Consider the following 13,019-nt stretch of genomic DNA (forward strand, 5'->3'; position numbering starts at 1 on the left):
CGTCCGGAAGAACGGGTGGGTGGATGGATCAACCCGCGTAGCCTGGCGGTATGGAGTCCTCCGAGGCCGTGACCGTTCTGACCGCCGCGGCCCGCTTGGTCCAGGTCGAGCCGCCGCAGGTGATCGGAGCGCTCTCGGAGGTCCTGGCCGCCGTCGTCCCGCACCGCGCCGCCGCCCACCTCTCACCGCAGTGCGCCGGCTCCCCGCTCAGCGCGACCGGCGATCCGCAGCTCACCGCCGTGATCACCGGCGCGGAGCTCGCGCCGTTCCTCGGATCGGTCTCCGCGGGCCGGCCATGGCAGGGCCAGGCCGAAATCGGCGGCGTCGAGCAGACCGTGCTAGCCATCGCGAGCGACCACGCCCCGCGCGGCTCGGTGCTGGCCTTCGTGCTCGACCCCGGCGCTCAGGTCCCCGAGCAGACTCTTCCGCTCGTCCAGACCCTGTGGGACGTGGTCACCGCGCACCTCAACCGGCTCACCCTCGAGGTCGAGCCGAGCGTGCTGGCTCAGTCCCGCGCGGTCGCGATGGCGCGTGACGTGGTCGCGGCCGAGCTGACCGACACCCACACCGCGACCCTGGCCGCGCTGCTCGGCGTACTGCGCAACAACCGGATCGACGACGCCGCGGCCCGTACGACGGCCGTCGAGCTCGCCCTCAACGCACTGGCCGACCTGCGCACCGAGTCCCAGCGCGATCGCGCCGACGCCGGCGAGGAACCGGCCGGCCGGGCCTTCCAGCGACTGGCCGACTCCCTGCACACCCTGCTGCGGCACCTTCCCGTCGAGCTCGAACTGGATGCCCCCAGCAACGACCGCCTGATCCCGTCGGACGTCGCCCACGCCGCCCGCGTCGCGGTCCGCGCCGCGGTGCTGGCGATGCTCGGTCAGGACGGCGTGCGGCGGATCCGCGTCGGCTGGCGGCTCAACCCGACTGGCCTGCAGGCGACCGTGCGCGACGACGGTCCCGGCGTACTCGACGACCGGCTGGACCTCGGCCGGATCGCCGAACGCCTCCGCGCCCAGGGCGGCCGCCTCGACGTCGACGCCGTCCCCGGCTGGGGTCTGACGCTGCGCATCATGCTCCCGGTCGCCCTGTCCGACGTCGCCAAGACCGCGCGCGCCCTGACCACCACGCTGTCCGCCGCCGGCAAGGTCCTCACCGCCGAACCGCTGGCCACCCTCGGCCAGCGCGAGCTGGAGGTCCTCGCGCTGCTCGCCCAGGGCCAGCGCAACCGGGTCATCGCCGACACCCTGCACATCACCGAGTCGACGGTGAAGTACCACGTCGCCAACATCCTGACCAAACTCGCCGTCACCAGCCGCACCGAAGCCGCCGCGCTCTACCTCGCAACGGCAACGGCCTAGGCATCCGGTCAGCCGGCCGTCAACCGCGCCGCGCGGCCGCGCAGGTAGCGCTGCTCGGGCACGCTCACCGTGCGCTTCGCGGCGTCGAGATACGCGGCGCGGGCGGCATCCACGTCGCCGGCCTCCTCCAGCAGATGGGCTCGCACCGCGGCGACCCGATGGTGGCCCGCGAGTTTCGGATCGGAGGCCAGCTCGTCGACGAGTTCCAGCCCGGCCGCCGGTCCGTGCGCCATGGCCACGGCGACCGCCTTGTTCAGCCTGACCACGGGATCGGGCGAGAGTCGCGCCAGTACGTCGTACAGCGCGACGATCTGGCGCCAGTCCGTGTCGTCGTACGAACGGGCCTCGCAGTGCAGCGCCGCGATCGCCGCCTGCAGCTGGTACGGGCCGGGACGGCGACTGGGCAACACCTGCTCGAGCAACCGCACGCCCTCCGCGATCAGGTCCCGGTTCCACAGCGATCGGTCCTGCTCGGCCAGCGTGATCAGCTCGCCGGTCGGCCCGGATCGCGCGGGCCTGCGAGCGTGGGTGAGCAGCATCAACGCGAGCAGACCGCCGACCTCCGGCTCGGACGGGAGCTTCGTGCGCAACATCCGGGTCAGCCTGATCGCCTCGACCGCCAGCTCGGCGCGCTGCAGTTCTTCGCCCGACGACGCCGTGTAGCCCTCGTTGAAGATCAGGTACAGCACCTGCATCACCACGTCCAGCCGGTGCCGGAGCTCGGCCGCGGGCGGCATCCGGAACCTCGCTCCGGACTGCCGGATCCGTTCCTTGGCCCGGGTGATGCGCTGCGCGATCGTACCCTCGGGCAGCAGGAGAGCGCGGCCGATCTCCGCTGTGGTCAGACCTCCGACCGCCCTCAGCGTGAGGGATACCTGGCTCGCCGGCTGGAGATCGGGATGACAGCAGAGAAAGAAGATCACCAGGGTGTCGTCCTGCTCGGCGGGCCTGGAATCGGCCGGGGACCCGAGCAGGTCCTCCGGTAGTTGCCGCGTCGCGTCGAGCTGCTCGCGCCGGCGTCTGGCCTGCTCGCTGCGCAGCAGGTCCGTCATCCGGCGTACGGCGACCGTGATCAGCCAGCCGGGCGGGTTCGGCGGGATGCCGTCCTGCTTCCACTGGGTGGCCGCCGCGAGCAGCGCCTCCTGGACGGCGTCCTCGGCGACGTCGAACCGGCCGAAGCGCCGGGTGACGGCGGCGAGGACCCGCGGCGCGTGCTCGCGCAGCAGGCCCTCGATGCCGTTCGCGGCGTCGGGCATCGTCACATGTCCTGGCCGCCGGACTCCGACACCGGGCGCAGCTCGACCTTCGTCCGGACCAGCGCCGAGAACCGCGCGGCCAGCTCGACGGCCCGGTCGTGCGAGTCGACGTCGATGATCCCGAAGCCGGCCAGGACTTCCTTCGTCTCGGCGTACGGGCCGTCCGAGGTGACCGGCCGGCCGTCGACGATCTCGACGGTCATCGTGTGGGACGGATCGGCGAGGCCGAACCCGGTGACCAGCTCGCCGTTGGCGGCGAGCTCACCGTAGAAGTCGCCCATCGCCTGGAAGTGCGCCGCGATCTCGTCCTCGGACCAGGTCGCCTCACCGCCGCCCAGCCCGAGCGTGTCCCAGGCCGAGGAGTCCCCGAAGGTCATGATCATGTACTTCATCCCGCGTCACCGTCCACCCGGGTCATGGTCGACTCGTAGCCGCCGCCGGGCCACTGCCAGGCGCCGGTGTTCACCGTCCGGGCGGCGTCGAACCGGCCGACGAACTTGGCCGGCGAGTCCGGGCCGCCGAACCAGATCGTCAGAGTGTCACCCGACAGCTCGTAGGTGTACTCCAGGATCTTGCCGTTCGTCCCGAAGAAGTGTGACCGGAGCGTAGCCGTGTCCGGGTCCACCCCGATGTACTCGATGCCCCGGGTCGGCTCGCCGTCGGAGACGATGTCGATGTGCTGGACCAGGAACGCCTGGTTCTCGAACCACTCGTACCGCACGGTGCCGCCTTGGCCCGGTCCGCTGATCGACCAGGTGCCGACCAGCGGGGCGAGCGATTGCAGTTTCTCTGAGGTGTTCACGGTTCTCTCCGATTCCTTGGTGAGCTTTCACCCGGTTATCGGAGTCGCGGACACCGTTCTCTACAGCTGCCCGAAAATAGTTCAGGCCTCTTCGGTCAGCCGCGGGAAGAGCGCGTCGCCCTTGGTCAGCGTGGAGCCGGCCGGGAGCTGGCCCCAGGCGCCGGCCGACTGGATCCGCTGGTCGGCGAGCGGGCCGAGCTTGGCCTCGGCGCCGAGCAGCGTCCACAGCTTCGCGGCGGTCTTCGGCATCGTCGGGTTGTGCAGCACAGCGACGCCGCGCAGGACCTCGGCGGCGGTGTAGAGAATCGTCGCCAGTCGCTCCCGCTGCGCCTCGTCCTTGGCGACCTTCCACGGTTCCTGCTCGGAGACGTAGCCGTTGACCGCGCCGACCAGGTCGTTGATCGCGGCCAGCGCGTCGTGGAACGCGAGCGCGTCCATCGCCTTGTCGGCCGTGGCCACGGCCTCGGCGAGCTTGTCGGCCAGCGCCTGCTCGGCCGGTCCGTGGTCGGTCGGCTCGGGCAGTACGCCGTCGAAGTACTTGCCGACCATCGCCGCGATCCGGGAGGCCAGGTTGCCCAGGCCGTTGGCCAGCTCCGAGGTGTAGACCGCGCTCAGGTGCTCCCAGGAGAACGAGCCGTCCGAGCCGAACTGGATCGTGCGCAGGAAGTAGTAGCGGAACGCGTCGGAGCCGAAGTGGTCGGTGATCTCCTTCGGCGCGAGCGCGGTCAGTTTCGACTTGCTCATCTTCTCGCCGCCGACCAGCAGCCAGCCGTGCGCGAAGACCTGCTTCGGCACCGGGATCCCGGCGGCGATCAGCATCGCCGGCCAGATCACCGCGTGGAAGCGGAGGATGTCCTTGCCGACCAGGTGCACATCGGCCGGCCACAGGCGGGCGAACCGCTCCGGGTCGGCGCCGTACCCGGCGGCCGTCGCGTAGTTGAGCAGCGCGTCGACCCAGACGTACAGGACATGGTCCTTGTCCCACGGCACCGGGATACCCCAGTCGAAGGTCGAGCGGGTGATCGACAGGTCCTGCAGCCCCTGCTTGACGAACGAGACGACCTCGTTGCGCGCGCTGGCCGGCGCGACGAAGTCCGGCTGCGACTCGTAGAGGGCCAGCAGCTTGTCGGCGTACGCCGAGAGCCGGAAGAAGTAGTTGGTCTCCGAGACCGACTCCAGCTCGGTGCCGTGGATCATGCACCGCTGGGTGCCGTCTTCGTCGGTCCGGATGTCGGCCGGCAGCTTGAACTCCTCGCAGCCGACGCAGTACAGGCCCTCGTACTCGCCCTTGTAGACGTCGCCCTGGTCGTACAGCGCCTGGACGAACTCCTGAACCCGCTCGGTGTGCCGCGGCTCGGTGGTCCGGATGAAGTCGTCGTAGTCGACGTCGACGTCGATCCAGGCCGGCTTCCAGGCCTCCTCGACCAGCTTGTCGGTCCACTCCTGCGGCGACATGCCCTGCGCCTGGGCGCTGCGCAGCACCTTCTCGCCGTGCTCGTCGGTACCGGTCAGGTACCACTTGCGCTCGCCGCGCTGGGCGTGCCAACGGGTCAGGACGTCCCCGGCCACGGTCGTGTAGGCGCTGCCGATGTGCGGCGCGGCCGTGACGTAGTAGATCGGAGTGGTGACGTAGTAAGCCTTCTCGCCGGACATAGCTCAAGCGTAGTGGGCCTGACCAGGTGCTTTTACCGGGGTTCGCGCGCAGCCAGTACGGCGTCGTACACGGTCCGCTTCGGTACGCCGTACCGCTTGGCCACGTCGGAGATCGCCTGCTTGCGCGGCGTACCGGCCTCCTCGTCGGCGGCCACCTCCGCGGCGAGCTCCGCCGGCCCGAGCTTGCGCGCCCCCGGGTCGACTCCCGAGACCACCACGGTGATCTCCCCGCGTACGCCGTCGGCAGCCCACTCGGCCAGCTCCCCGACCGGACCGCGCTTCACTTCTTCGTAGGTCTTGGTCAGCTCCCGGCACACCGCCGTCCGCCGATCCGTCCCGAACGCCTCCGCCATCGCGCTGAGCGAGGCGGCCAGCCGGTGCGGCGCCTCGAAGAACACCATCGTCCGCCGCTCGTCGGCCAGCTCAAGCAGCTGCTTCAACCGCTCCCCCGGCTTCCGCGGCAAAAATCCCTCGAACGTGAACCGGTCCACCGGCAACCCGCTCAACGCCAGCGCCGTCAGCACCGCCGACGGCCCCGGCACGGCCGTCACGACCACCCCCGCCTCGATCGCCGCCGCCACCAGCCGGTACCCCGGGTCAGACACGCTCGGCATCCCCGCGTCCGTCACCACCACGACGGTCTGCCCCTCACCCAGCGCCGCCACCAGCTCAGGCGTCCGCTCCCGCTCGTTGCCCTCGAAAAAACTCGTCACCCGCCCCCCGACGACGATCCCCAACTCCGACGTCAACCGCCGCAACCGCCGAGTATCCTCCGCCGCCACCACATCGGCCTCCCCCAACACCCGCGCCAACCGCGGCGTGGCGTCCCCCAGATCCCCGATCGGAGTCCCCGCCAAGATCAGTCGCCCGCTCATGGGAGGAGAGTCGCATCGACGTGACGGGGTCGGGCCACGGTGAAGTGACGCCTGTCCAAGGTCGCGATCTCCTGTAGTCCGAGGGAGGTGAAGAGCTCGACGCAACGGTGATGGTTGGTGTCCCCCGAGAGGGCGGCCGCGACGAGCGGGCCGGTTTCGACGACGATCACGCGGGGCGGCGTCCGAACTCCGCGCGCAGGATCTCGTCGACCCGCTCGGACACGTCGGTGCTGCTGCCCTCGACCGAGCCGAACCAGGCCGGCGGCCAGCTGCCGGAACCCCGCGAGCGCTCGGTGCGCGCCTCGGTCTGCAGCTTCAGCAACCGGACTTCCGGCAGCAACTCGGCCGCCGTCTCTTCCGGCAGCGAGTCGATGAGAGCGTGCAGCTCTGCCCGTGGCGTGCTCATGGGTCGAGTCTAGGAGGTCCGGCCGCCCCGAGGGGATATCCACAGGCGACGGCCCGACCGCTCCCGGAGGTGTCGGGAGACGGTGTGACCGGGGGCTCCGTACGATGGCGGGCGTGACTGCCGTGATCGATGACCAGGGCGCGGGTTCCGCACCGGCGCTGGAGACGCTCGGACGGGACGCGTTCGGGCGGCGGCTGCCGCCGGTCAAGGAGCGGCTGTACCCGCCGATGCCGCGGGACTTCGACGGCGGCTGGATCGCGACGCTGGCGATCACGGCGTTCGCGGCGATCCTGCGGTTCTGGAACCTGGGCAACCCGGTGAAGTTCGTCTTCGACGAGACGTACTACGCCAAGGACGCGTTCTCGCTGCTCAAGTTCGGCTACGCGCGGCAGTTCATCGACAAGCCCGAGGGGATCGCCGACAAGCAGATCCTGGCCGGCAACCTGGACGTCTTCAAGGACACCCCGAGCCTGACCGTGCACCCCGAGGTCGGCAAGTGGATGATCGCGGCCGGTGAGCAGCTGTTCGGGATGAACTCGTTCGGCTGGCGGTTCATGCCGGCCCTGTTCGGCACGCTGACCGTGCTGCTGGTGATCCGCACGGTCCGCCGGATGACCCGCTCGACGCTGATCGGCGGCATCGCCGGATTGCTGCTCGCCGTCGACGGCCTGCACTTCGTGATGTCGCGGGTCGCCCTGCTCGACATCTTCCTGGCGTTCTGGCTGGTCGCGGCCGTCTCCTGCCTGGTCGCCGACCGGGACTGGACCCGCCGCCGGCACGCCGAATCCCTCGAGGACGGCACCGGCCCGGGCACCGAGCGCGCCGTCGGCCGGCTGCTGCTGGTCCGGCCGTGGCGGATCGCGGCCGGCGTCTGCTTCGGTCTCGCGCTCGGCACCAAGTGGTCGGCGGTCTGGGTGATCGCCGGCTTCGGCCTGCTGGCCTTCGCCTGGGATCTGGGCGCTCGCCGGGCGATCGGCGTACGGCGTCCGTTCTGGCGTTCGGTGGTTGTCGACGGGCTCCCGGCGTTCCTCAGCATCGTGCTGGTCGCCCTGGTCACCTACACCGCGACCTGGACCGGCTGGCTGCTGCACGACAACGCCTACGACCACGACTACGCCTCGAAGAACCCGGCGCACGGCGTGATGAAGGTCGTGCCCGACGACTTCCGCTCGCTGATCCACTACCACCAGGAAGTGCTCGCCTTCCACACCGGCGACTACATCAAGAACGCGACCCACCCGTACTCGTCGCACCCGGCCGGCTGGCCGATCATCGCCCGCCCGATCGGCTTCGACGCGGTCAACGACATCAAGCCCGGCACCAACGGCTGCGAAGCGCCGCAGGGCACCAACTGCCTGTCGGTGATCTCCGCGGTCGGTACGCCGCTGCTGTGGTGGGGCGGCGCGCTCGCGCTGCTGGCCTCACTGGTGCTGTGGATCGCCCAGCGCGACTGGCGCTTCGGCGTCCCGATCGTGGGCTATCTGACCTGCTGGGTGCCCTGGTTCTTCTTCGACAGCCGGCCGATCTTCTTCTTCTACGCCGTGACGATGATCCCGTTCACGGTGATGGCGGTCGCGCTCGTGCTCGGCAAGATCCTCGGCCCGGCCAAGACGGCTTTCCAGACCGCCACCCCACGCCGCCTGATCGGCAGCGCGGTGGTCGGCGCCTACGTCGTCCTGGTCGTGCTCAACTTCGCCTACATCTGGCCGATCCTGACCGACAAGGTGCTGCCGCACCCGGACTGGCTCAACCGGATGTGGTTCAAGTCCTGGATCTGAGCCGGCGCCCGGTCAGTGGCCCAGGTGGCCGTGGTGCCCGTGGCCGTTGTTGCGCTTCTTGTCCTTCTTCGGCTTGAACACCTTCGCGCCGACCCCGCCGAACAGCGCCAGCCCCTTCAGTACGACGACCGGCGCGGTGGGGTCGATCTCGCCCTGGCCGCCGGAGACGCCGAAGCCGCCCATGATGCCGATGCCCTGGTTGCGGATCTCGACGCCGGGCGGCACGGTGATGTCGATGCCGCCGAAGACCGCGAACGCGTAGACGGTCACCTCGCGGCCCTCGAAGACTGCGTTGCTCATGTCGAGGTCGCACCCGCCGAACAGCGCCAGCGCGTTGGTCCGGCGCCTCACCCGCCACCGGCCCTTGCGCTCGCCGCCACCGAAGATGCCGACCACCAACTCGAAGCTGTCCTGCGGATTCGCCGGCTCCTCGATCGGCACCCGCGCCGGCGCCGACGCGGGGGTCACCGGCCGGAACGGCTGCCCCGGTACGGCGAGGTCGAGCGTGATCGGCTCCAGCTCGCCGAGAGTGCGCGCCTTCAGCGTCTGCTCGAGCCGCTCGGCGTGCTCGTCCTGGGTCAGTCGCCCGGTCATCAACGCGTCCCGCAGCACCTCGACCACCTGGTCGCGGTCGCTGTCGGACGCCCGCAGGTGCGCCTGCGGATTCTGGCGCTCGGGCAGATTCTCCATAACCCCGAACGATAGCCCGCACTTCGCCCACCGGGAACGCGAAATCTCCCGTTCCAGGGTCGCCACCCCACACTCCAGGGACCCACTCGGGGATTCCCCCCACCCGGTCAGCTGTCGGTGGCGCGGACGCGGAGGGCGAACCCGAGGGCCAGCAGCGTGATCGCGGCGAACGCCGCGGCGGTGCCGGGGTAGCCGGCCAGTCCGAGGCCGAGTCCTCCGATCGCGGCGCCGAGGAACACCCCCAGCGACATTCCCGCGGCGTTGACGCTGAGCGCCGAGCCGCGGAGGTCGCCACTACGCCGTACGAGCAGGGTGGTGACGCAGGCGGCGACGGTCGCGTGGCTGGCACCCATCAGCGCGGTGAGGACCAGGGTGGTCGGCAGCGTCGGTGAGAAGTAGAAGGCCGTCACACTGACCAGCGCGGCGACGACGCCCGCGACCAGCAGCTTGTCAGCGCCGAGCGACGGCCGGTCGAGCGCGAGGAACCGGCCCGCGAAGAGATTGCCGAGGAAGAACGACGCCCCGCTCAGCGACCACACCAGCGCGAACCACCCGGGCTCGAGCGAGAATTTCTCGTCGTAGAACGCGGCCAGGTAGGCCAGGTACCCCATGAAGGCGGCGGTCCGCAGCATCGCGACCGCCAGCAGCGGCACGGCGCCGGGGATCCGCGCCAGCTCCCGGTACGTCGCCAGGTAGCTCATCCGCGCGGTCCCCTCGGCCCGGATCGGCGCCTTGCGACCGCGGCCCCGCCAGAAGAACGCGGCGGACAGCGCGAGCGAGATCGCCGCGGCGGCGATCAGGTTTCCCCGCCAGCCCCACAGGAGACCCGGTACGGCGAGCACCGGCGCCGCGAGCATCGCCATCATCGACGTGGTCGCCGAGACCAGCGTGGCGGCGCGACCGGCGGCCGCCGGCGAGTTGAACCGGTCCGCGGCCGCGGCACCGATCGACGGCCCGAGGATCGAGGTGGACGCCCCGATCAGCAGGCAGAAGGTGGCCAGGGCGAACACGTTGCCCACGGCACCGAGCAGCGCGGACAGCCCGAGCAGCGCCAGCCCGCCGGCCGCGACCAGCTCACGCGCCAGCCGGTCGATGAGCGGCGCGAGCGCGAACCCGACCACCAACGCCGCCAGACCGCCGAGCCCCCGCAGCCCGCCGATCTCCGCGACGCTGCCGTCGGCCGCGTCCGCGATCGGCACCAGGTACATGCCGAACACGGTGAACGGGATCAGGCTCACCGTCGAGGCCAGCAGGAACGGCCACAGCCGGCGGGCCATCGCCAGATCACCCGGCACCGCCCCTGCATCACCCGATGGCCGGAGCGGACCTCCACCACTCACCAACCCTCGCGCCGCGCCGCGCTCCGGCGAAGCCGAGGCCGGCTCCGGCCCTCGGTCACCGGTTGGTGAGTGGTGCACGTCCGGCGGGTCGATGGTGGACGATGACACAGCTGGGTTGCGGCTGTCGGTGCTCACGTGCGGAACGCTCCGTCCTGGAAGTGATAGCGGTACAAGCTCGTCGGGCGGGAGCTGAACTGGGAAAAGGGAAACGGCTCGGCGGACACCGCGGTGACCCCGGAGCCGAGGAAGGCGCGCACCACCGCGCTTCCGGTCTGAGCATAGACGGCCAGCGGCTTCGCTTGCTCACGGCAACGGTCGACGAGCACGTCGAAACTGCCGTTGCTCAACGTCATTCCGGTCGCCACGACCGCGTCGGCGGCGTCCAGAACCTCCGTCATGTCGCGGGAAACCGGCAGTCCGGAGGCGGTCTCGCGCAGGTTGAAGTCACACGGCAAACAGATACCGCCCCGTGACGTGATCGCGTCCACCAGCGGGTTCACCACGCCGATCAGCGCGACCTTCGACCCCTCGGCGACCTCCAGCAGCCCGGCCACGGCCGCGTCACGCGCCCGGGCCCGGACGTCCGGCGTACCGGCGGGCAGCACGATCTCTTCGGCACCGGCGGCCACGTGGTGCGGCTCGACCGAGGCCAGGTAGGCGTCCAGCGCCGCAATCCGCACCGGCAGCGGCGCGTCAACCAGCAGGGCGTCCAACGACTGCCCGGACACGTCCGCGCAGTACGACGGATCGAGCTCGCCGTCCTCGAACGCGCAGGCGCCGAAGACCTCGCCGACGCGCAGCAGGACGTAGTAGTTCTTGTACGTCACGTCGGCCCCCGGCAGCCGCGTCGTGTTGTGCAACCAGAACGCGCTGATCACCGGCACCGTCGACGGCGCGGGCCCCCGCTCCCCGGCGAGAACGGATTCGGTCAGGGCGGTGACTGAATCAATCATGTGAGATCGGCCAGCCTTTCGGCGTTGTAGGTCAGGGCGGACAACTCGGGACGGCCGGCGGGCTGGAAGCAGAACAGCAGGGACCGCCGGTCGGTCGCCGTCCGGTTCGGCGCGGAACGGTGCACCATCAGGCCGGGGAACATCAGCACCGACCCGGCCGGGGCCTCGATCGTCACCGCCGCCGCCTCGTCGACGGACCGCGGATCGACCAGCAGTCCGGTCGGCTCCCGCGGGTCACGCGGCGCCGGACCGGCCAGGTGGCTGCCCGGAACCAGCGTCATCGCGCCGTTCTCGACGGCGTTGTCGTCGAGCATCACGATCGCGGTGGCGATCTGGTACGCCGCGTCGCCGGCGCAGCAGTACCAGTACGGGAAGTCCTGGTGCCAGGCGAACTCCGACCCGACCCCGGCCCGCTTGAAGTTGAGCTTGGCCACGAACGGACCGACGTCCGCGGCCGCCAGCGGACGAGACGGTGCGGTGGGCAACGAGTTCAGCACCGAGGCCATCGGCGCGGTGAGCCGCTGGTCGGTCCACAGCGCGTCGATCACCGGCGACATCCCGGAGACCGGCGACAGCGACCGGACCGCCTTGCCGGGCGCGTCCGGCTCCCAGTGGATCGTCGTACCGTCGATCGTCTCCAACCGGTGGCCGTCCGGCCACACGGTCACTGACGTCTCGCCCGCCTCGGCGGCGGACACGACGGTCGCGTGCACCTGCTCGACCGCGTCCCGCAGTCGCTCGACCTCCGTTGCCGTGAACAACCGCGGCAGCAGCACATAGCCCGACATGGTCATCAGGTTAGTGCGACGGAGTCGCAGATGGAAACTGTTCGCGCTGCTGCAGCGCCGATTCCCGGCGGTCCCAGGACATCGCCGACCACGGCACCGCGAGCTGCTCGAGCGAGTCGATCTCGCGCGGCCGCATGCTGTCCATCGGCCGCGCCTCGGCATGCCGGGAAAAAGCGGAGTCGACGTACCGGTTGCCGGTGTCGGCGGCCAGGAAGACGTGCTGCCGGCTGCTGTCGCAGTGGTGTTCCCACAAGGCGGACAGATACGCCGCGCCCGCGGACAATCCGGCGAACACCCCGGAGGTCCGCAGCAGGTCGACCGCCGCCGACATCGCGTAGTCGAACGAGACCCAGTGCAGCCGGTCGTACAGCTCGTGCCGGACGTTGCGGAACTCGATCGAGCTGCCGATCCCGGCGATGATCATCTCCGGGTCCTGGGTGTGCCCGGCGCCGAAGGTGATGCTGCCGAACGGCTGGACGCCGACCAGGTTCACGTCCCGCCCACGATCTCGCAGGTACGCCGCGATCGCGCCGGTCGACGCACCGGTCCCGACGCCGCCGACCAGGCACAGCGGCCCGGCCGGCGCGACCTGGTCGACCAGTTCGGCCACCGCGCCGTACCCGAGGTAGTGGATGTCGTCGTGGTACTGCCGCATCCAGTGGTACGACGGGTTGTCGCGCAGGATCTCGGCGATCCGGCGGACCCGCAGGTTCTGGTCCAGCTGCAGGTTGTTCGACGACGGGACCTGCTCGACGGTGGCCCCGAGGATCTCCAGCTGGATCTTCAGGGTCCGGTCGACGGTGGTCGAGCCGACGATGTGGCACTTCATCCCGTACCGGTGGCAGGCCAGCGCCAGCGCGTGCGCGTAGATCCCGCTGGAGCTGTCGATCAGCGTGTCGCCGGGACGAACCGCGCCGGTCTCCAGCAGGTGCCGGACGGCGCCGAGCGCGGAGTACACCTTCATCGTCTCGAACCGCAGGCAGATCAGGTCGTCGCCCGACCCGGTGGAGACGCGGATCGGATCGGGGTCCTTGATCGCCTCTGCCAGATGGTCGTGCAGCCGGGGCGTGCCAGGGATCGTCACTACGGGTTGCTCCTCGTGTCGGCGTGGGGG

Annotated in this window: 13 protein-coding genes; 2 read left to right on the forward strand and 11 right to left on the reverse strand. The window is 70.5% G+C overall.

Annotation, left to right across the window (positions count from 1 at the left end):
• Nucleotides 1-50 precede the first annotated feature (50 nt).
• Complete coding sequence (locus ACQPXM_RS33450) at nucleotides 51-1,364, forward strand: LuxR C-terminal-related transcriptional regulator (RefSeq protein ID WP_432941356.1); 1,314 nt, start codon at nucleotides 51-53, stop codon at nucleotides 1,362-1,364.
• A gap of 8 nt (nucleotides 1,365-1,372) precedes the next feature.
• Here the strand turns inward: ACQPXM_RS33450 and ACQPXM_RS33455 are convergent, their stop codons facing one another.
• From ACQPXM_RS33455 to ACQPXM_RS33480, 6 genes are all read right to left on the reverse strand, one after another.
• Nucleotides 1,373-2,620 carry an RNA polymerase sigma factor gene (locus ACQPXM_RS33455; RefSeq protein ID WP_432941359.1) on the reverse strand — a complete coding sequence of 416 codons (1,248 nt, stop codon included), beginning with the start codon at nucleotides 2,618-2,620 and terminating at the stop codon, nucleotides 1,373-1,375.
• A 2-nt stretch (nucleotides 2,621-2,622) separates the two neighbouring features.
• A complete protein-coding gene (locus ACQPXM_RS33460; RefSeq protein WP_432941362.1) occupies nucleotides 2,623-3,012 on the reverse strand; it encodes a YciI family protein in 390 nt (129 codons plus the stop codon).
• Nucleotides 3,009-3,422 (reverse strand): hypothetical protein, encoded by a 414-nt coding sequence (locus ACQPXM_RS33465; protein ID WP_432941364.1) that lies wholly within the window; start codon nucleotides 3,420-3,422, stop codon nucleotides 3,009-3,011. Before ACQPXM_RS33465 ends, ACQPXM_RS33460 begins: the two co-directional genes overlap by 4 nt.
• Nucleotides 3,423-3,503: 81 nt before the next feature.
• The gene (gene metG, locus ACQPXM_RS33470) at nucleotides 3,504-5,075 is read right to left on the reverse strand and encodes a methionine--tRNA ligase (RefSeq protein ID WP_432941366.1); all 1,572 of its coding nucleotides are present in this window, start codon (nucleotides 5,073-5,075) and stop codon (nucleotides 3,504-3,506) included.
• Nucleotides 5,076-5,107: 32 nt separating this feature from the next.
• A complete protein-coding gene (gene rsmI / locus ACQPXM_RS33475) occupies nucleotides 5,108-5,950 on the reverse strand; it encodes a 16S rRNA (cytidine(1402)-2'-O)-methyltransferase (RefSeq protein ID WP_432941369.1) in 843 nt (280 codons plus the stop codon).
• A gap of 166 nt (nucleotides 5,951-6,116) precedes the next feature.
• The gene (locus tag ACQPXM_RS33480) at nucleotides 6,117-6,356 is read right to left on the reverse strand and encodes a hypothetical protein (RefSeq protein ID WP_432941371.1); all 240 of its coding nucleotides are present in this window, start codon (nucleotides 6,354-6,356) and stop codon (nucleotides 6,117-6,119) included.
• Nucleotides 6,357-6,460: 104 nt separating this feature from the next.
• Here ACQPXM_RS33480 and ACQPXM_RS33485 point away from each other — a divergent pair, with 104 nt between their 5' ends.
• A complete protein-coding gene (locus ACQPXM_RS33485; protein ID WP_432941374.1) occupies nucleotides 6,461-8,134 on the forward strand; it encodes a dolichyl-phosphate-mannose--protein mannosyltransferase in 1,674 nt (557 codons plus the stop codon).
• Nucleotides 8,135-8,146: 12 nt separating this feature from the next.
• Here the strand turns inward: ACQPXM_RS33485 and ACQPXM_RS33490 are convergent, their stop codons facing one another.
• From ACQPXM_RS33490 to ACQPXM_RS33510, 5 genes are all read right to left on the reverse strand, one after another.
• A complete protein-coding gene (locus tag ACQPXM_RS33490; protein WP_432941376.1) occupies nucleotides 8,147-8,824 on the reverse strand; it encodes a DUF1707 SHOCT-like domain-containing protein in 678 nt (225 codons plus the stop codon).
• A 107-nt stretch (nucleotides 8,825-8,931) separates the two neighbouring features.
• Nucleotides 8,932-10,119, reverse strand: a complete 1,188-nt coding sequence (locus ACQPXM_RS33495; RefSeq protein WP_432941379.1) for an MFS transporter — start codon at nucleotides 10,117-10,119, stop codon at nucleotides 8,932-8,934.
• 176 nt (nucleotides 10,120-10,295) lie between these two features.
• Complete coding sequence (locus ACQPXM_RS33500) at nucleotides 10,296-11,117, reverse strand: Rossmann-like domain-containing protein (RefSeq protein WP_432941382.1); 822 nt, start codon at nucleotides 11,115-11,117, stop codon at nucleotides 10,296-10,298.
• Nucleotides 11,114-11,905, reverse strand: coding sequence for a phytanoyl-CoA dioxygenase family protein (locus ACQPXM_RS33505; RefSeq protein ID WP_432941384.1), 792 nt, complete (start codon nucleotides 11,903-11,905; stop codon nucleotides 11,114-11,116). The genes ACQPXM_RS33500 and ACQPXM_RS33505 overlap by 4 nt, the downstream gene beginning before the upstream one ends.
• 10 nt (nucleotides 11,906-11,915) lie before the next feature.
• Nucleotides 11,916-12,989 (reverse strand): pyridoxal-phosphate dependent enzyme, encoded by a 1,074-nt coding sequence (locus ACQPXM_RS33510; protein WP_432941386.1) that lies wholly within the window; start codon nucleotides 12,987-12,989, stop codon nucleotides 11,916-11,918.
• Nucleotides 12,990-13,019: the final 30 nt, after the last annotated feature.

The organism is Kribbella sp. CA-253562 (assembly GCF_050942265.1).
Lineage (GTDB): Bacteria > Actinomycetota > Actinomycetes > Propionibacteriales > Kribbellaceae > Kribbella.